The organism is Deinococcus sp. YIM 134068 (assembly GCF_036543075.1).
Taxonomy (GTDB): Bacteria; Deinococcota; Deinococci; order Deinococcales; family Deinococcaceae; genus Deinococcus; species Deinococcus lichenicola.
In genome coordinates this window covers 52962-69960 of sequence record NZ_JAZHPF010000019.1, presented here as the reverse complement: position 1 = coordinate 69960, position 16999 = coordinate 52962, and the positions used below count along the sequence as shown (strand labels likewise).

Genomic DNA, 16999 nt, shown 5'->3' with positions numbered 1-16999 from the left:
CAGGGTAAGCCTGACCCTGAGCCACTGAGCGGACGAAAACGCCCTCATACTGTACTACAAACAACGCTCGAAGTCGGCTGGCAGCTCGTTTTTCGTTCGCCCTCATAAAATCTGTCAGGCCGTCAGGTGCCCCGACCCTCGCGCAAAACACGATCCCAACTCCGTTGCCCGCTGTCACGGCGGCGCTCGTGGAGATGACGGCACCCATGCCCGTGCAGCTCGTCACGGTCGGCTTCTCCGAGGAGACGACGCGAACGTTGGAACAGGTGCAGGCGGCCATGAAGGCCCATCCCCTGGAGGCTCTGGACCTGACGCTGAACACGCCGGAGGGCCAGCCCTTCCCATACCGCCCGTGGTTCGGCGTGTCCAGGGAAGCGTACGAACGGGCCAGGGCCGCCCAGCCCGAACTCTTCCCGGCGGGAGCCTCCACCCTCACCGTTCAGAAGCGGGGCACGGGCGGCACCCTGCTGGTGCTGAGGGGAGGGGCCGGACTGGAAGTCCTGAATGGCCTGCAACTCAACATGGTGGCGAACACGCTCCGCACGCCCTGGGGCACGACTGAAGGCAAGGCCATCAGCGTAAGCGACGAGGGCGGAATGGGACCCCGCGCGGGCATGACTTGGAAGATCGAACAGGCAGAGGAATTTCTAACGGGGAACGCCACCAGCGTGACGTTCACGATGATGCAGCTCACCAAACATGACCGAATCCTTGTGAACTACAAAGTTCGAATAATGCGTGCATATGAGATCGAGCAGGAGGAGGACGTATCCTTCCTGCTCCCTGCTCAATGAGACTTACCTAGAAGTATCGCTCACCCTTACCATCATCGCCCCGCCATCACCGGGAGCGCCGGCAGCGTCGGACTTTCGACCCACATTCTCAGCGCCGCTTCCCCCCGTTCCCCCGTCTGTGTACGGGAGAAGGCAAGGAAGTCCGCCGTCCCCAGCGTGCCCCCCGAGAAGCGGGCCACGTGGGCGCGCAGGAAGGCCCGGAAGGCGTCGTCACCCACCGCCGCGCGCAGGGCGTGGAGGGCGAGCGCCCCGCGCTGGTAGGCGCTCCGGTCGAAGAGCTGCGCCTCGCGGGTGGCGACGAGCGGGCGTGTCCCTCCCCGCACCTGGCCGTCGTACCAGCGCGCGGCGACCGCCTGCCCGTTCTCGCCCAGCGCCTCGGCCCACAGGAGTTCGGCGTAGGTGGCGAAGCCCTCGCTCAGCCACACGTCGGCCCACGTCGCGGGTGAGAGGTCGTTGCCGAACCACTGGTGCGCGAGTTCGTGGACGGCGGTGCGCTCGGTGGCGAGGTTGGGTGGGATGGTGCTGAGGGTCGCCGTCTCCAGCGCGGGCAGCCGGGGCGTCACGAGCGCCACCCCGTAGGCCGCGAAGGGGTACGGCCCGAACCACTCCGACAGCACCCGCAACGCCCGTTCGGTGCGGTCGTACACGGCGCGGACGTTCCCCGGCGTGCCCACCGGGAAGTAGTCGCGCCGCGCGACGGGCGACCCGTTCACGCCCACGGGCACGGCGGGGGCCGTCACCCGGTCGAAGCGGTTGACGTGGATGCCCAGCGCGTAGGTCGGGATGGGCCGCGTCTGCGTGAAGGTGAAGGTCCGCGTCCCGCTTCCCGTCGTGACCGGCCCCTCCACCCCGCTCGCCGCCGCCGTGAAGCCCTCCGGCACGGTGACGCGCGTGGTGAAGCTCGCCTTGTCGGAGGGGTGGTCGTTCGACGGCAGGAAGGTATGCGTGCCGTTCGGCTCGCTGAGGGTGAAGTTGGCCCCCGCCCTCCCGTCTGCCGCCGGGACACTCTGCCAGCCGAGCTGAAGGGGCGTGCTGAAGCCCGGATCGAGGACCACACCGGGCCGTCCCCCGTACACCACGGTCAGCCGCGCCTCCTGCCCCGGCACGAGCGGCGCGGGCAGCGTGGCGATGAGCTTCTGGAGGGCGGCGTCGGTGCGGAAGGGCACCCCCATCCCGTTCCACCGCACGGCGTTCACGGTCGGCCCGAGGAAGTCCAGCCGAATCTCCCCCAGCGGGCGCGTGCTCGCCAGCGTGAGGGTGACGGAGCCGTAGAACTCCGGCGTGCCGGGCCGCTCCACCGTCAGCGAGAGGTCGTAGTGCCGCACGTCCAGCCCCGCCTGCCCCAGTCCGGGAAAGATCGGGTCGTTCAGCGTCTCGGCGGGCGCGGCGACCTGTGGGGGAGTGGCGGGCAGGGAGGTCTGCGCGACCGTCCATCCCACGCTCAGCGCGGAGAGGAGCAGGAGGTTTCGCTTCGAGAAGAGTTTCAAAAGACGGTGTGCCTCACGATCTTTCCCTGATGGCTGAAAGCTGACGGCTGACAGCTCTAGATCGGGTAGTACGTCCGCGCCTCCCCCCGCAAAAAATCCCGCGTCGGCACCCAGATCAGCGGGTTGCGCTCCTCCACCTCGGGCGGCGGGCCGTAGCGGATCAGGCCCTCGACCTGCGCGAAGGGCACCCACTTCACGCCCACCACCTCGGGGTCGGTGGGGTCGATTTCCCCACGAAAGGTCGCCGTGAAGCGCCCGAAGTTCGCGTAGCACTCGTTGCGGGTGCCCGTCAGCATCTCGCCCTCCAGCAGGCTCACGAACACGAGGTCGGTGACGGTCAGGCCCGTCTCCACCATGACCTGCCTCACGGCGGCGTCGGCGAGGCTCTCGCCGGGATGCGCCTTGCCGCCGGGCAGCCCGTAGAAGATGCTGCCGTCGTCCATCCGCTCCTCCACGAGCAGCAGGTGGCCTTCACGAACGAGGTAGACGTGCGCGGCGCGCTTGATCGGCAGGGTGCGCGACAGGTGGGTCATGTGGGGGCAGTCTAGCGGGAAGGGGGCGGGAGGCGGTGAGCTTTCAGCGGTCAGCTTTCAGCCGTCAGCCCCGCCCGTCAGCGCTTCCATCACGTCCCCCGGCAGCCTGGCCGGACGGTAATTCTTGTCCGTGGCGATGTGGCGCGTCTCGCCCGTCGCCACCAGTTCATCCCCGCGCCGCAATTCGTAGGTGAAGGTCAGGGTGCGGGAGCGGACCTGACCCACGCGGGTGGTCAACATCAAATGGTCGTCGTAGCGGGCGGCGCGGCGGTATTCCACGCTCAGGCCAGAGAGCATCAGGTAGTAGCCGCGCGCCTCGACCTCGGTGTAGGGGAGGCCGAGCTGGCGCATCAGGTCGGTGCGGCCCACCTCGAACCACACCGGGTAGTTGGCGTGGTGGGCCACTCCCATCGCGTCCGTCTCGGCGTAGCGCACGCGCACCTCGGAACGGGATTCGAGAACCGTCACAGGGGCAGGTCTCCCGCTGCACGGAACTCCAGCGTCGGCGTGCGGCGCATCCGCACCTGCGCGGCGACCTCGCGCTGGAGGTGCCCGCGCGCCCGCGTCAGCGCGTCGAGGAGGGCGGGCATATCCGCGCCCATCGCGCTCACGTACACCCGCGCCAGCCCGTAGTCCGCCGTCACCGTCACCCGTTCCACCGTGACGATGAGGGGGACGCGCGGGTCACGCAGCCCGGCGATGGCCTCGCTGAGCACCCGCGTCAGTTGTGCCTGCACCTGCTCAGGCTTCATAGGTTGCTCCAGGGGAAGATCATCCCGGCATGGTAGGGCAGAGGGGCGGTCAGCGGCCAGCTGCCAGCTTCCAGCCGAGGGCGCTCGCCGATGCTCAGGCCGACGCCTCCCCGTCTTTTCCCCTTGCTGACGGCTGGCCGCTGGAAGCTGGCCGCCTCCCTACCTCGCGTACCGCCGCCCCGTGTAGTCCGTGAAAATCCCGATGCCATACGAGACCTTCCGCACGCTGTCCAGCAGGGCCTGACCGTTCCACGCGAGGCCCGCGCTGCTGCCGCCGTCGAGCAGGAGGGCGTCCCGCGCCCCGAGGCGGGCCATAACCTTGCCCATCTCGGTGGTCGTGAGCCGCGCGTGGGTGGTGACGAACACGAGGTCGCGGTTGCTCCGCAGTCCCACGGCGCTCCGGGCGGCGCGGCCAAAGAGGGCGGGGTCGCGGAAGACGCCCGCGTACCGGGTGACGACCGATCCCGAGCGCAGGATGCGCGGGCCGGTGGCGATGACGGTCTCCATGCCGCGCCAGCTCGCCTCCAGGGGCCGCCCGAGGAGGGGGATGGTACTCGTCGTGATCGTCGCGCGGTTGTCGGGCGTGATGGCGAGCGCGGCGGGAATGCGGCCCCACGACAGCAGCCGCCCCTGCATCACGAGGTCCCCGGCGGGCACGTAGGAGCGTGGGTGGAAGTAGCTCCCGTTCACGACCGCCCGCGCCCCGCTCGTGCGCGCCAGCGTGCCCACCCGCGCCCCCGCGCTCAGGCCCGCCGTGGGCAGCACGGGCGCGACCAGAACGTCCCGGTGCCGCAGGTCCACTCGCAGCACCCGCACGGGGATGTTCAGCGGTGCCGACCGGCCCACCCACACGGGCTGGGCCGTGGGCCGGGGCGGGATGGGCACGGGCACCCGGCGCGGCACGAGGATACGTTGCCCGGTGTACACGAAGCCGCGCGCCCCCAGGCCGTTGAGCCGGGCGAGGGCCGCGCGGGTCGTGTGGTACTTGCGGGCGAGCGTGACGAGCGTGTCCCGCGCCCCCACCCGCACGTAGCCGTAGACCACCCGTACCTCGGTCGTCGGTCTGGGAGTGGGGCGACGAACTGGCGCTGGCGTCGGGGTCTTCGCCTTCGCCACCGTCACCGTGCCGCGCGGGGGCACCCGCAACCGCTGGCCGGGTTTGATGAGGGTGCCGCTGAGTTTGTTCGCCGCGCGCAGGGCGGCCACGCTCACCCCCGCGCGGGCGGCAATCCGGTTCAGGTTGTCCCCCCGCCTGACGGTATAGACGGCGTATCCGGTTGCTCTGGACGTGAGAGGGCGGGCAGGGATGGCCCGGACGGTCACGGGCTTGACGGAGCTTGGTTTGACTGGGGCGGGTTTGACCGCTGTGGGTTTGGCTGGCGCAGGTTTGGCCGGGGTCGCCCTGCTCGCTGCCGGAACGTTCGCGCTCAGCCGCAACTTCTGGCCGGGGCGGATATTGTTGCTCCGCAGTCCGTTGAGTGCCTTGAGCCGTGCCACGCTCACCCCGCCCTTCCGGGCGATGCTGTAGAGAGTGTCGCCCTTGCGGACGGTGACGGTTTTGGTCGCCGCATGTGCTTCCGGCCCCCAGAGCAGCGGGCCGAGCAGGAGGGAGAGCAGGATGGGGCGGCGGAGCATTGCCCCAGCCAAGCACGAGCGTTGGGCGCGTAGGTGAGCCGGAACTGACGCGGACTTGAGTCGTCTAGTATTCCGGCAGGAAAGGCCCTTTTTCTCACCCAGAGCGTGAAAAAGCTCTCACGGGCAGGATGGGGCCGAGCGGTGTATATCCGGCGCGGAGCAGGGCACCGGCCAGGTCGGCAGGTCCCAGGTTGAATCGGCGGGGCCGGGCCTCCAGCGTCGCGTCGCCGAGCCGCGCCACCGGCCACGCGCGCACCTCCCAGTCCGCGAGGGGCGGGGCAGTGACGCCGCCATCCGGCGTGACGACCTCCAGCGTGAGGGTGCCGAAGACTTCCCCTTCCGGGCGGGTGGGTGGGACGGGGAGGACGGGGGAGATGGGCGGTTGGGCGTGCGTCATGGGATCGCCTCCTGCCGCTCAGGGTGCGCCGCAGGATGTGGTCCAGGACATCGGGCGTGAGGGACACGGCTCAGCCACGCCATCGGAAAGACCGATGCCCGACCCGCGCCGCGCACCTACAATGGAAAAATGACCGACCGGACGCCCCCCGCCCCCTCGCTCGCCCAGCTTCGCGCCCTGATTGCGGTGGCGGACGCCGGGGGCTTCGGCGAGGCGGCGGCGGAGCATGGCGTGTCGCAGTCCACGCTCAGCGAGGCGGTCGCCAAGCTGGAGACGCTGGCGGGCCGTCCCCTGCTGCGCCGCACGCCGGGCGGGACCGTGCCCACCGACGCCGGTCTGCGGACGCTGGGGCACGCCCGCGCCGCCGTGCAGGCCGCCACCGACGCCCTCCTTGCCGCGCAGGACGAGGACGGCGGGCTGTCGGGTGCCCTGCGCGTGGCGTCCATGCGTTCTGCGGCCACACATCTCCTGCCGCTCGCGCTCGCGGCGTTCCGCTCACGCCACCCGCGCGTCTCCGTCACGCTGCTGGACGCCGAGAGTCACGGCGGCGGTGCCCCCGCCGTCCGCTCGGGCCGGGTGGACCTCGCCGTGATCGTGGCCGATGAAGCCCCCGATCTGCGCCTCCACCCCCTCCCACCCGACGAGTACCTGTTCGTCGCCCCCGCCTCGCGCGGCACACACCCGGTCACGCTGGACGAGCTGGCCGCCGGATCGCTCATCTTCTCCCCGACCCACGACTCGTGTGACCGCCGCATCCGGTCCTACCTCACGGCGCGCGGCGTGCTTCTGGCGTCCGTGACCCATATCGAGCAGGACAGCGTGATCCTCTCGATGGTGGGGCACGGTCTCGGCATCACCGTCATGCCGACGCTGGCGCTCCTGCCCCTGCCCCCCGGCCTCGTCGCCCTGCCGCTGCCCGACCCCCTGTCGCGGCCCCTCGCGCTCGCCGCCCTGCCTCACCGGGCCACATTGCCCCTGCTGCGCGCCTTTACGGGGGCGGTGCTGGCGAGCGTGGCGGGTTCGGCTGTCCTGAACAGAGCTGGGTGAAAAAGGGGCGGCGGGCCGTGAGGTTCACTGGCCCGCCGTGTATTGGGCAAGCTGCGCTTGCCACCCCCCACCCGGCCTCCCCCGCAAGGGAGGAGGAGTTAAAAGACTTTGCTGGCGGCTGGCCGCTCCCTACCCGTCGAACGGCTTGCCCAGCGCACGCGGCGCTGCACTCCGCCCCGTGAAGATCAGTGCCACGATGGTGATGAGGTAGGGCAGCGCCGTCACCAGGGTCGGCGGCAGCAGGTCGGTGCCGCCCAGGGTGATGGAGAGGGCCTGAAGGAAGCCGAAGAGCAGGGTCGCGCCGAAGACCCCCAGCGGCTTCCACTGCCCGAAGATCAGCGCGGCGAGCGAGATGAAGCCCAGGCCCGCGCTGATGTTCCGCACGTAGGAGTCGAGGTTGCCGATGCTGAGAAAGACGCCTGCCGTCCCCGCCAGCACCCCGGAGAGGATGACGCCGCTGTAGCGCATTCGCCGCACGTTCACGCCCATGCTCGCCGCCGCGCCGGGGTGTTCGCCCGTCGCGCGCATCCGCAGGCCGTAGGGAGTGCGGTAGAGCACGTACCACGTCGCCGCCACGGCCAGCAGCGAGAAGAAGACGGGCGGGCTGAAGCGCAGTTCGCCGACGCCGAAGAGTGGCAGGGCGTTCTCGACCTTCGGGCTTTCGGTGGAGCTGCCGTACAGGGCGGTCAGGATCACGGCGGGCACCCCGGAGGCGAGCAGATTGATCGCCGTGCCGCTGATGACCTGATCGGCCCGGTACTTGATGGAGACGAGGGCGTGAATCCACGCGATCAGCCCGCCCACGGCGGCCCCCGCCACCCAGCCCAGCCACGGCGCGAGGGCACCCACCGTCGGCTCCAGCGCCAGCGTCGCCACCGCGCCCGCCAGCGCCCCGAAGATGATCAGGCCGTCGAGCGCGATGTTCACCACGCCGCTGCGCTCGCTGTACAGCCCGCCCAGCCCGGTCAGGAGCAGCGGCACCACCGAGCGGATAAAGGTCGCCAGGAAGGCGGTCGTGAGCAGTTGTCCGAGCAAGCCTTCCATCTAGCGGCCCCCTTCGCGGGTATTTACTTCGCTGCTGCGGGTCACGTTGGGCGTCGGGGTGGCCTGCTCCTGCGCGGCCATGCTGGGCGTGAGGCCTGCCGTGAGTGGGGCCGACCCCGATCCTCCGGCAGCCTGCGCGAGCTGGGGCGGCGGGGGGTCCGTCACCCGGCGGCTGAGGAAGCCCCCCGCCGCGATGAACAGCACGATGAGCGCCTTGAGGACCGTCACGATGTCGCGGTTCACCCGGTCGAGCTTGCGGTCCACCTCCAGCCCGCCCGTATCCACCGTGCCGAAGAGCGCGCTCGCGGCGACCACGCCAACTGGGGTGCTCTGGCCCATCAGGGCGACCGCGATGCCGTCGAAGCCGACGTTCACGGGCATGTTGCCCTTGAGGCGGTACTCGTCGAGCGCCCCGCCGTTGACGTAGTGGGTGCCCGCCAGCCCCGCGAACATCCCCGCCAGCGTCATCGCCAGGATGGTGCCGCGCGCCACGCTGATGCCGCCGTACTCCGCCGCTTTCGGGGAGAGACCCACCGCCCGCAGCGCGTAACCGGTCGCCGTGCGCCACATCAGCACCCCGAACACGCCCACGCATACGAGCGCGATGAGGAACGAGGCGTTGAGCTGGCTCCCCGTCACCTGTACCGGAATCCCGATCCGCCACGTCACCAGCCCCGCGACCAAAGCCACCCCGAGCGCGATCAACCCGCCGCGCCGCACCCGCGCGAGCAGGGGCCGGGCCACGAGGTACGCGGCGAGCGCCACGAGCGGGCCGACCGTCAGGGCCACCGCGCCCGACCCACCCACGTTGAAGAGGTCGAGGAGAGTCGGGAGTCGAGAGGTCTGTTGCAGCTCCTCGCTGGCAGGCTCGAAGCCCTCCGCCTTGAAGGGCAGGCTGTACTCGCGGCCCAGGAAGGGGAACGTCTCGCTGCCGATCAGGAAGATGAAGACCGCCGACGCGACGTAGTTGAGCATGATCGTGTTGATGACCTCGCTGGAGCCGAAGCGGGCCTTGAGCAGCCCCGGAATCGCGCCCCACAGCGCCCCGCCCAGCCCCGCCGCGATGACCGAGAGGGGCAGGAGCAGCCAGCCCAGCGCGGGCGGGCCGTACACCCCGACGAGCATCGCGCCGATGGCCCCCATCGTGATCTGGCCGGGTGCCCCGACGTTGAACAGGCCCGTGCGGAACGCGAAGGCCACGCTCAGCCCGGTGAAGATCAGCGGCGTGGCGAGCTTGAGGCTGTCGAGGAAGGGGTTGAGGGCCGTGACGGGGGCGAAGAGGGCCGAGTACACGAAGTACATGAGGTCGGTCTTGGCGAGCCACCCGCCCCACAGCGAGAGCGGCGCGCCGCTGGAGTTGACGGCGGGCTGGACCACCAGCACGACGACCGCCCCCACGAGGATCGCCAGCCCGATGGCGACGGTGGGCACGAGCAGCCCGCGCAGGCGGTTGAGCCGCTCCCACCACGCCCGCCGCCCGCTCAGCCCCGCCCCCGCCGTGATCAGCCCACCCAGCACGGTGAGGAAGAGGCCGAGGTTCATCCCGCCCCCGTCGTAGAAGTTGCGGAGCTGCCGCCGCGCGCCGGGCCGCAGCCCCGAGTCGGTGAGGACCCGCGCCGACTCGGCGTTCAGGGACGACCCCAGCGTGAAGACCGCCGCCGCCCCCACCACGAAGGCGAGCAGGCCCGTCAGCCAGAACCACCGCGCCCGCCGCACGGCCCCGACCACGCTCGCCACGAGGAGGGCGAGGGCCACCCATCCGAAGGCCAGCACCGGCCCGACCGGGGGTAGGGGGGTCTCGCGGTAGGAGCTGAGGTTGAGCACCGAACCCGTCAGGTGCAGCAGCACCCCGTCGGCGCTGAAGCCGCGCCCGAGCGTGGCGAGGGGAAAGAGGAGCAATCCCGCCGCCGCGACGGCGCTCGCCGTGAGGGCAATCCGGGCCGCCGTCGGCGAGGGGCGGGCGTCTGGAACGTCGGTCATGCCCGTCATTGTAGGCGTCGGGGAAGAGGGGCCGGAAGGTGCCCGGCCCTGAGCGAGGCGTCAGCGAACAACGCCTGAGCTTGTCTCCGCCGCCCCCGTTGGTTCACGGCCCATAGCTTGGAGCGTGGTGAGACAGATGCATCTTCCACCCAACCTCCGCACTTCGCTCTCCAGGTTCCCACAAAGGAGAGGAACAGGCCCTCCACATGACGCGGTTGTGACGCGCCCCGCCTCCCTTCCCCCTCCGGCACTCACCCCCCGCCCCGACTGGTGACGGGAGGCTGGCGACTGGCGACCTTCCCGCCGCCCCCGCCCCTGCTATCCTCCCGGACGGTATGGAACGCACCTTCGCCATGATCAAGCCCGACGGCGTGCGCCGGGGCCTGACCCCTGAGATTCTCGCCCGCATCGCCAGGAAGGGCTACCGCGTCGTCGGCCTCAAGCAGATGGTCATTCCCCGCGAGGTCGCCGAGGAACACTACGGTGAACACCGCGAGCGCCCCTTTTTCGGCGAACTCGTCACCTTCATCACGGGTGGCCCGGTCGTCGCCATCGCGCTGGAGGGAAATGACGCCATCGCCGGATGGCGCGCGATGATGGGGGCGACCAACCCCGCCAACGCCGCCCCCGGCACCATCCGCGCCGACTTCGCCACCACGACCCAGGAGAACGTCACCCACGGCAGCGACTCGCCGGGGAGCGCCGAGCGCGAGCTGGAGCTGTTCTTCCGGGCCGAGGAACTGCTCGGCTGAGCCGCCGCCTCCCCACCCCGCCCGCGCCCCGACCTGGGGAGGCGGGCGGTTTCGTTGCGGGTCGCCAGTGACCAGTCGCCAGGAAACATGAAGACAGGCGAGGTTGTCCACCTCGGGTTCATCCCATTGGGGAGGGGAGTCCTTCCTTGTGGCGATGAGGCGGGGCGAGAAAAGAAAAGATAGAGAACACAGTCTGGATCGTCCCTTTTCTCTTCGGCGGCTTGGGGAGAGCGGCCCGGAAGACAGCGAATCTTGGGTCTTGCTGGCGACTGGCGACTGGCCCCTGAACTGAACCTCCGGCCACCTTGCAAGGGAAAGGTCAGAGTCGGGCGTCTACCCTGCGGCGCGAGAGTATGCCGACGCTCCCACCTCCCTCCCCGCTTCAGGCCGCGCTGCGCGACAGCCGGCGGCGGGTGCTGTTGTTGCTGCTGGGGACTTACCTGCTGTTCGCGGTGGTCACGGCCCTGATCGACCCGCCCGGAGCCTTTCCGCAGGCGTACCGCACGCCGAAGTTCTGGGGCGCGGGGGTCATGCTGCTCGCGCTGCTGGGCGCGTTGCTGGCCCCCCGCGACGTTCCCCGCGTCGCCACGGCGGCGGGGGCGCTCCTGGTGCCGCTGCTGTGGCTGGACGCGGGCCGGGTGGTGGCGGCGGGCACCTCACCCCTCCCCGTGCTGCTGTGGTCTGTGGGCGCGGCGAGCGTGGCCCCCTTGCTGCTCGGGTCGCGGCAGGGCGGCATCGCGGTCGCGGTTGGGTCGGTCGGGCTGGCGCTCGTGCTGGCGTGGAGGCCGCCGACCTCGCCCGACCTGCTCGCTGGCTGGGTGACGGGCGGGCTGGTCACGGTCCTCGTGGCGGGGATGTCGTACATCTCCACGCGCTTCATCGAGGCCAACCTCGTGCTGCACGAGCAGGCGAACGCCCAGCTCCACGCCGCCCGCTTCGACGCCCTCACGCGGGTGCTGGGCCGCGCCGCCACCGAGGAGGAGCTGATGGAGCGGGTGCGTCAGGCCACGGAGTCCCGCGCCGCCCTGAGCGTCGTCATGTGCGACATTGACCACTTCAAGAGCGTGAACGACGTTCACGGCCACGCCGTCGGAGACGTGGTGCTGCGCGACGTTGCCAAGCGGCTGCGGCGCACCGCCCGCGAACTCGGCGGCCTCGTGGGGCGCTGGGGCGGCGAGGAGTTCCTGATCCTGCTGCCCGGCCTCGCCAAGCCCGAGGCTCTGGCCCTCGCCGAACGGGTCCGGCAGGCTGTCGGTGCCCAGCCCGTCGCGGGTCTCTCCGTCACTGCCAGCTTCGGCGTCGCCTCCCTGCGCGCCCTCCACGACACGGAGGCCGCCCTCCTCGCCCGCGCCGATCAGGCCATGTACGAGGCGAAGCGGGCGGGACGCGACAGCGTGAGGGAGAAGTGACGGGCAATGAGTGATGAGGAAAAGAGCGGCACTGTGACCCCTCGTCACTCACCACTCAACCCTCATCACTCCCCCCGCCGAAAGGCGGCGAGCAGCGCCGGTTCCTCCCGCACCGCGTACCCCCGCGTCAGGAGACGCAGGCCGCCGGGCGTCCGCAGGATCAGCACGTCGGCGAGGCGGCCCCCGCGTGGGCGCAGGCCCTCGCCCTGGGGCGTCGTGACGCTGGCCGCGTCCTCCCCGGCGAGGGCACTCAGCTCGAAGGTGGGGCCGTCCACCCGCATCTCCCACGAGAGGGAGCGGACGTTGCCGTCGAAGCGGACGATCACCGCGCGGGCGGGCAGCGGCGGGCGGGTGGTCCACGTGATGCGCCGCAGGCTGCCGTCCCTGCCGGGGGTCCGCTCCCGGCGGTCCGCCCGCGCGTCGTAGGTGCCGTTCGCGGTGAAGAGAATCTGGGCGGGGAGGTCGTCGGCGAGGCCACCCTCCCCGTTCCCCTCCGGGCGGCACCCGACCAGTCCACCCGCGAGCAGGGCGGCGAGGGTGAGCAGGGCGGGGGCCGGGCGCGCGAACTTCATGGGGGGCACGATACGCCGCTCGGGGACGTGCGAGCATCGGGCACGTGCCCCCCCACCGCCTCGCCCTCCTCGTGACCGCCGCGCTGCTGGGGGGACTGCTGGCGCTGGGGCTGAGCCTGCAACGGGGGTGGCGGCTGCCGGCGCGCTGGCCGCACCACGCCCTCTTCTTCGTGGTGTGTGTCGGGGTGGCGATTTCGGGAGTGCTCTCTGGCCTGCGGGGTCTCGCGCTGTTGCCCGCGCTGGGGCTGCTGCTCCTGATGCCGCGCACGAGGCCGGGGCGGGCGGACCACTGGCGGCTGGCGCTGGGGTGCGCGGGGGCCTTCGCGGTGGGGCTGTGGGGGGCATGGTGAGGGTGGGGGCACGACGCCCCGGACCGCCGCGCTAGCCTGCGTCTCATGACCGTCCCGCCCCCGACTCCGCCCCTCCCGAGGCCGCTCGCCACTGGCCTGCCCAGCGGTGGGCTGATCGAGGGGTTGCTCGCCCGCCGGACCACGAACGGCCCCTTCCGGCCAGGTCCGGTCAGCCGCGAGCACCAGCACCTCCTGATGCGGGTCGCGCAGGCCGCCCCCAGCCACTTCAACTCCCAGCCGTGGCGCTTCGTCCTCGTCGAGGACCGGGGAACCATCGGGCAGGTCGCGCGGATCGCGGGCGAGAGCATGACCGAACTCATCGAGGCGGGCGTCTTCTTCGAGCGGTATCGCCGCTACTTCCGCTTCACCGAGGCCGAGATGGAGCAGAGGCGCGACGGCATCCACATCGACCACCTGCCCGGCCCGCTGCGCCCCTTCACCCGGCAGGTCTTCTCGGACGCGGGGCTGCGGGTCATGCGGCAACTCGGCGTCCCGAAGCGGCTCGGCGAGGACAACCGCAAGTTGGTGGAGGGCAGTCCCCTCCTCCTCGCCGCGCTGCTCGACAAGGCCGAGTACCGCCCCGGCGAACTCAGCGGCTTCTACTCCGTCTTCGGCCTCGGCGCGGCGATGGAGAACATCTGGAACGCGGTCGGGGAGATCGGCATGGGCCTGCAATTCGTCTCCACCCCGATGGAACTGCCCCACCGCTGGCAGGCCATCCGCGAGCTGCTGCACGTGCCGGACAGCCTCGAACTCATGGCCGTCTACCGCCTCGGCTACCTCCCCGACGACGAGCGGCGGCCCACGATTGACTGGAGCAGCCGCCACCGCAAGCGGCTGGGGCAGTTCGTCTTCCGGGAGACGTGCGAGGTGCCGGAGGGGGAATGAGGGGAAGGGGATCAGCGGCCAGCTTCCAGCCGCCAGCGTGACATCCTGGGAACGTGCAGGTTGAGGGTGCAGAGGGTCGAAGGCGGAAGGCGGAAGGCACCTGCTGTCAGCCTTCCGCCTTCTGCCTTCCGCGACGTTCACAGCTCCACCTACGGCCCGGTCTCTCGCCCCGCCGACTGCCCCGGCCCTCCTCTCCCCCAAGCTCCCGCCGGGGGATCGCCCACCGTCCCCTCACATCCGCCGCCGCACAATGCCCGGTGGGAGGGAAACACCATGACCAAGCTGGAAGCGAACGCCGCGCAGAGCGGCACGTTCCGCATCGGGGGTGAGCTGGAGGTCAACCGCCTCGGCTTCGGCGCGATGCGGATCACGGGGGAGGGCGTCTGGGGCGACCCCGCCGACCGGGAGGGGGCACTCGCCACCCTGCGCCGCCTGCCCGACCTCGGGGTGAACTTCATCGACACTGCCGACTCGTATGGCCCGGCGGTGAGCGAGGAGCTGCTCCGCGAGGCCCTGTATCCCTACGACACGGTGGTGATCGCCACGAAGGGGGGCTTTGTCCGCACCGGCCCGAACGTATGGACCGCGCTGGGTCGCCCCGACTACCTCAAGCAGCAGGCATACCTCTCCCGCCGCCGCCTCGGCGTGGAGCGCATCGACCTGTGGCAGCTCCACCGCATCGACGCCGGGGTTCCCCACGACGAGCAGTTCGGGGCCATCCGCGAGCTGATGGACGAGGGCGTGATCCGCCACGCCGGGCTGAGTGAGGTCAGCGTCGAGGAGATCGAGGCCGCCCGGCAGGTCTTCCCGGTCGCCACGGTGCAGAACCTCTACAACCTCGTGAACCGCAAGTCCGAGGACGTGCTCGACCACTGCGGGCGCGAGGGCATCGGCTTCATCCCGTGGTATCCCCTCGCGGCGGGCGGCCTCGCGCGGGAGGGCAACGTCCTCGACGAGGTGGCACGGCGGATCGGGGCCACGCCGTCACAGGTCGCGCTCGCCTGGGTCCTGAAGCGCAGCCCCGTCATGCTCCCCATCCCCGGCACGGGCAAGGTCCGCCACCTGGAGGAGAACGTGGCCGCCGCCGGGCTGCAACTCTCTGACGACGACTTCCACCGCCTCGACGAGGTGGGCCGTCAGGAGTGGGAGAGCAAGCGCCGCTGAGCGGGTGGGGGAGAGGGGGGAGGAGGCAGAAGGTCGAAGGCGGAAGGCAAAGGCGTTTGTCGTTGGCCTTCTGCCTACTGCGACCTTCGCCGAAATTGGATGACCTGCCCTCTGCCGTCCCTGGCGACTGGCAACTAGACACTGGCGATTCTCCCTGACCGAACATGAGTCCTTCGTCGGGGTTTCCCTGCCCTCAAGCGGAAGAAACCGTGCTTTTTTCCACACGGGAGCGGGGGGAGAATGCCCCCTATGCCTGCTCTGCCCGTCCTTCGCTCGCTCGTCACCGGGCATCCGCCGCACCGCGCCGCGCAAACGGAGATTCGGGAGGCGGCCCGCACCCTCTTCCCGCGTTTGAGCGCGCGTCCGCACATGCTCGACGTGTTCGACAACGCGCAGATCAAGTCCCGCGCGCTCGCCCGGCCCCTGGAGTGGTATCTGGAGCCGCGCGGCTTCGGCGAGAAGAACGCCGTCTTCGTGGAGGAGGCCCGCGCGCTGACCCTGCGCCTGGCCCGCGAGGCGCTGGACCGGGCCGAGGTCGCCCCCGCCGACGTGGACGCCGTGGTTGTCGTCAATACCAGCGGCCTGAGCACGCCGAGCCTCGACGCCTCCCTCATCGAGACGCTGGGGCTGAATCGGCACGCGGCGCGGCTGCCCGTGTGGGGGCTGGGCTGTGCGGGTGGTGCCTCCGGATTGGCGCGGGCGGCGGACCTCGTGCGGGCGGGATACCGGCGCGTGCTGTTCGTGGCGGTGGAGCTGTGCAGCGTGACGCTGGTCAAGGGCGACGAGACCAAGAGCAACTTCGTGGGCACCGCCCTGTTCGCCGACGGCGGCGCGGCCCTCGTGATCACCGCGCCCGACGTGCCCGGCCCGGCCCCGCTCCTCAGCCTCCACGGCGGCTACTCCACGTTGATCGAGGATTCCGAGGACATCATGGGCTGGGACGTGGTGGACGAGGGCCTGAAGGTCCGCTTCTCCCGCGACATCCCCACCCTCGTTCACTCCATGATGGCGGAGAACGTGGCGGACGCGCTCGCCGCCCACGGCTGGACACGCGGGGACGTGGGCACCTTCGTGGTTCACCCCGGCGGCGTGAAGGTGCTCGCCGCCTACGAGGACGCGCTGGACCTGCCGCCGGGCACGCTGGACGCCAGCCGCCGCGTCCTGTGCCGTCACGGCAACATGAGCAGCGTGACCGTCCTCTTCGTGCTGGAGGAGACGTTGCGTGCCCATCCGCAGGGCAAAGGCCTCCTGAGTGCGATGGGACCGGGCTTCAGCGCCGAGCATGTACTGATCGAGTTCGGTGGGTGAAGGTTTGGAGGAGTTGACGAGTTGGTTGGCAGGGTTGTCACGCCCGTTTACCCCCACCCGGCCCCTAACCTCAAGACGCTTGATGTGAATTGCAAATCGGGCAGTGGAAGTGTTTCTACCGTAGTACAGAAGGACAAGCGCCGCTCGTCACCCCCCGCCCCCACACGGAGGGAGGGGGAAAAGAGTACGTCTGACACACTAAGTTTTTATTGCATATCAAGCGTTCAGGGGGGAGGGGCTAAAAAGCAACGGCCTGCACTGTTTCTTTCTTCTCCCCGATGGAAAAGGGCCAGGGTGAGGGGGCGTCTGACCAGCCCTAGCTCCCCTCCTCACCCTCCACCGTCTTCTCCGGCAGGGTCGTCGCGCCGCTCGCGGGCATTCCCCCGCTGTAGCCGCCGTGGGTGAGCGTGTTCGTCTCCTGCCCACCTGCCGGGGCACTCGCCTCCCTCCCGTCGTCGCTCGTCGCCGTCCCCATCACGGGTGTGTCGGCACCGGCCCCCGCGTTCTCGTCGCTCACGTCCCGGTAGATGCCGTCGTGGATGGCGTCGCCCGTGCTCTTCTCGCCCCCCGTGTCCCACGCCGCGTTGTCCGTCACCTCGCGCAACGTCACGTTGTCCTGCGGTCCCGTCCCGCCCCCGTCGCCGTTCCTGCCGTCATCCATAGCCGTGTTCCTTTCCGTGCCGGGCACGTTCGTGGTTCTCGGGCCAAAGTGTGGAAGCAAGGGCAGCGTACTCCTTCCTTCGGCGGTCGGGGTTGAGAGGCACTTAGCCCTTCTCTTGTTGTCTCCAGAGTTGTTACATAGTTCCTGTGAGGGGGACGATGAGCGTATGGGGCTGCTTGACCTATCATGGGGGCATCTGAACCCGTTTGTGCGGGCTGCCCCTCTG

The 16999-nt window shown here is 70.4% G+C and carries 18 protein-coding genes; 8 read left to right on the top strand and 10 right to left on the bottom strand.

Going from position 1 to position 16999, the window contains the following annotated elements; translation table 11 throughout:
- Positions 1 to 164 precede the first annotated feature (164 nt).
- Positions 165 to 794 (top strand): hypothetical protein, encoded by a 630-nt coding sequence (locus V3W47_RS15610; RefSeq protein ID WP_331826147.1) that lies wholly within the window; start codon positions 165 to 167, stop codon positions 792 to 794.
- A 32-nt stretch (positions 795 to 826) separates the two neighbouring features.
- Here the strand turns inward: V3W47_RS15610 and V3W47_RS15605 are convergent, their stop codons facing one another.
- The 6 genes from V3W47_RS15605 to V3W47_RS15580 all read right to left on the bottom strand — a co-directional run bounded on the left by V3W47_RS15605 (position 827) and on the right by V3W47_RS15580 (position 5598).
- Entirely contained in the window at positions 827 to 2281 is a 1455-nt protein-coding gene (locus tag V3W47_RS15605; RefSeq protein ID WP_331826146.1) for a M1 family metallopeptidase, read from the bottom strand.
- A gap of 56 nt (positions 2282 to 2337) precedes the next feature.
- Positions 2338 to 2814 (bottom strand): NUDIX domain-containing protein, encoded by a 477-nt coding sequence (locus V3W47_RS15600; protein ID WP_331826145.1) that lies wholly within the window; start codon positions 2812 to 2814, stop codon positions 2338 to 2340.
- A 57-nt stretch (positions 2815 to 2871) separates the two neighbouring features.
- Positions 2872 to 3282 carry an acyl-CoA thioesterase gene (locus tag V3W47_RS15595; protein WP_331826144.1) on the bottom strand — a complete coding sequence of 137 codons (411 nt, stop codon included), beginning with the start codon at positions 3280 to 3282 and terminating at the stop codon, positions 2872 to 2874.
- Positions 3279 to 3566, bottom strand: coding sequence for a ribosome-binding factor A (locus V3W47_RS15590; RefSeq protein WP_331826143.1), 288 nt, complete (start codon positions 3564 to 3566; stop codon positions 3279 to 3281). The genes V3W47_RS15595 and V3W47_RS15590 overlap by 4 nt, the downstream gene beginning before the upstream one ends.
- 159 nt (positions 3567 to 3725) lie before the next feature.
- Positions 3726 to 5201: a LysM peptidoglycan-binding domain-containing protein gene (locus tag V3W47_RS15585; protein ID WP_331826142.1), complete on the bottom strand. Its 1476-nt coding sequence runs from the start codon at positions 5199 to 5201 to the stop codon at positions 3726 to 3728.
- A gap of 94 nt (positions 5202 to 5295) precedes the next feature.
- Complete coding sequence (locus tag V3W47_RS15580; protein WP_331826141.1) at positions 5296 to 5598, bottom strand: hypothetical protein; 303 nt, start codon at positions 5596 to 5598, stop codon at positions 5296 to 5298.
- 129 nt (positions 5599 to 5727) lie between these two features.
- Between V3W47_RS15580 and V3W47_RS15575 the strand changes: the two genes are divergently transcribed.
- The gene (locus V3W47_RS15575) at positions 5728 to 6645 is read left to right on the top strand and encodes a LysR family transcriptional regulator (protein ID WP_331826140.1); all 918 of its coding nucleotides are present in this window, start codon (positions 5728 to 5730) and stop codon (positions 6643 to 6645) included.
- A gap of 129 nt (positions 6646 to 6774) precedes the next feature.
- Here the strand turns inward: V3W47_RS15575 and V3W47_RS15570 are convergent, their stop codons facing one another.
- On the bottom strand, positions 6775 to 7689 hold the full coding sequence (locus V3W47_RS15570; protein ID WP_331826139.1) for an ABC transporter permease: 915 nt from the start codon (positions 7687 to 7689) through the stop codon (positions 6775 to 6777).
- A complete protein-coding gene (locus tag V3W47_RS15565) occupies positions 7690 to 9669 on the bottom strand; it encodes an ABC transporter permease (protein ID WP_331826138.1) in 1980 nt (659 codons plus the stop codon).
- Positions 9670 to 10004: 335 nt separating this feature from the next.
- On the opposite strand from V3W47_RS15565, the gene ndk reads away from it, so the two are divergent.
- Both ndk and V3W47_RS15555 read left to right on the top strand, forming a co-directional pair.
- On the top strand, positions 10005 to 10421 hold the full coding sequence (ndk, locus tag V3W47_RS15560; RefSeq protein ID WP_331826137.1) for a nucleoside-diphosphate kinase: 417 nt from the start codon (positions 10005 to 10007) through the stop codon (positions 10419 to 10421).
- Between the two features lie 353 nt (positions 10422 to 10774).
- Positions 10775 to 11830, top strand: a complete 1056-nt coding sequence (locus V3W47_RS15555) for a GGDEF domain-containing protein (protein WP_331826136.1) — start codon at positions 10775 to 10777, stop codon at positions 11828 to 11830.
- Between the two features lie 65 nt (positions 11831 to 11895).
- Here the strand turns inward: V3W47_RS15555 and V3W47_RS15550 are convergent, their stop codons facing one another.
- The gene (locus V3W47_RS15550; RefSeq protein ID WP_331826135.1) at positions 11896 to 12402 is read right to left on the bottom strand and encodes a hypothetical protein; all 507 of its coding nucleotides are present in this window, start codon (positions 12400 to 12402) and stop codon (positions 11896 to 11898) included.
- Positions 12403 to 12446: 44 nt separating this feature from the next.
- Here V3W47_RS15550 and V3W47_RS15545 point away from each other — a divergent pair, with 44 nt between their 5' ends.
- The 4 genes from V3W47_RS15545 (at position 12447) to V3W47_RS15530 (ending at position 16112) form a co-directional block, all read left to right on the top strand.
- Entirely contained in the window at positions 12447 to 12752 is a 306-nt protein-coding gene (locus tag V3W47_RS15545; RefSeq protein ID WP_331826134.1) for a hypothetical protein, read from the top strand.
- Positions 12753 to 12797: 45 nt separating this feature from the next.
- Positions 12798 to 13640, top strand: coding sequence for a nitroreductase family protein (locus tag V3W47_RS15540; RefSeq protein WP_331826133.1), 843 nt, complete (start codon positions 12798 to 12800; stop codon positions 13638 to 13640).
- A gap of 273 nt (positions 13641 to 13913) precedes the next feature.
- Positions 13914 to 14804 carry an aldo/keto reductase gene (locus V3W47_RS15535; RefSeq protein ID WP_331826132.1) on the top strand — a complete coding sequence of 297 codons (891 nt, stop codon included), beginning with the start codon at positions 13914 to 13916 and terminating at the stop codon, positions 14802 to 14804.
- Between the two features lie 240 nt (positions 14805 to 15044).
- Positions 15045 to 16112 carry a type III polyketide synthase gene (locus V3W47_RS15530; RefSeq protein WP_331826131.1) on the top strand — a complete coding sequence of 356 codons (1068 nt, stop codon included), beginning with the start codon at positions 15045 to 15047 and terminating at the stop codon, positions 16110 to 16112.
- Positions 16113 to 16428: 316 nt separating this feature from the next.
- Here V3W47_RS15530 and V3W47_RS15525 read toward each other — a convergent pair whose 3' ends face one another.
- Positions 16429 to 16773 (bottom strand): hypothetical protein, encoded by a 345-nt coding sequence (locus V3W47_RS15525; RefSeq protein WP_331826130.1) that lies wholly within the window; start codon positions 16771 to 16773, stop codon positions 16429 to 16431.
- Between the last annotated feature and the right edge of the window lie 226 nt (positions 16774 to 16999).

Bases quoted from the DNA above. Each gene is read 5' to 3' on its own strand.
- V3W47_RS15600 (WP_331826145.1), bottom strand. From the start codon at position 2,814: ATGACCCACCTGTCGCGCACCCTGCCGATCAAGCGCGCCGCGCACGTC.
- V3W47_RS15590 (WP_331826143.1), bottom strand. From the start codon at position 3,566: ATGAAGCCTGAGCAGGTGCAGGCACAACTGACGCGGGTGCTCAGCGAG.
- V3W47_RS15585 (WP_331826142.1), bottom strand. From the start codon at position 5,201: ATGCTCCGCCGCCCCATCCTGCTCTCCCTCCTGCTCGGCCCGCTGCTC.
- V3W47_RS15580 (WP_331826141.1), bottom strand. From the start codon at position 5,598: ATGACGCACGCCCAACCGCCCATCTCCCCCGTCCTCCCCGTCCCACCC.
- V3W47_RS15575 (WP_331826140.1), top strand. From the start codon at position 5,728: ATGACCGACCGGACGCCCCCCGCCCCCTCGCTCGCCCAGCTTCGCGCC.
- V3W47_RS15570 (WP_331826139.1), bottom strand. From the start codon at position 7,689: ATGGAAGGCTTGCTCGGACAACTGCTCACGACCGCCTTCCTGGCGACC.
- V3W47_RS15565 (WP_331826138.1), bottom strand. From the start codon at position 9,669: ATGACCGACGTTCCAGACGCCCGCCCCTCGCCGACGGCGGCCCGGATT.
- ndk (WP_331826137.1), top strand. From the start codon at position 10,005: ATGGAACGCACCTTCGCCATGATCAAGCCCGACGGCGTGCGCCGGGGC.
- V3W47_RS15555 (WP_331826136.1), top strand. From the start codon at position 10,775: ATGCCGACGCTCCCACCTCCCTCCCCGCTTCAGGCCGCGCTGCGCGAC.
- V3W47_RS15550 (WP_331826135.1), bottom strand. From the start codon at position 12,402: ATGAAGTTCGCGCGCCCGGCCCCCGCCCTGCTCACCCTCGCCGCCCTG.
- V3W47_RS15540 (WP_331826133.1), top strand. From the start codon at position 12,798: ATGACCGTCCCGCCCCCGACTCCGCCCCTCCCGAGGCCGCTCGCCACT.
- V3W47_RS15535 (WP_331826132.1), top strand. From the start codon at position 13,914: ATGACCAAGCTGGAAGCGAACGCCGCGCAGAGCGGCACGTTCCGCATC.
- V3W47_RS15530 (WP_331826131.1), top strand. From the start codon at position 15,045: ATGCCCCCTATGCCTGCTCTGCCCGTCCTTCGCTCGCTCGTCACCGGG.
- V3W47_RS15525 (WP_331826130.1), bottom strand. From the start codon at position 16,773: ATGGATGACGGCAGGAACGGCGACGGGGGCGGGACGGGACCGCAGGAC.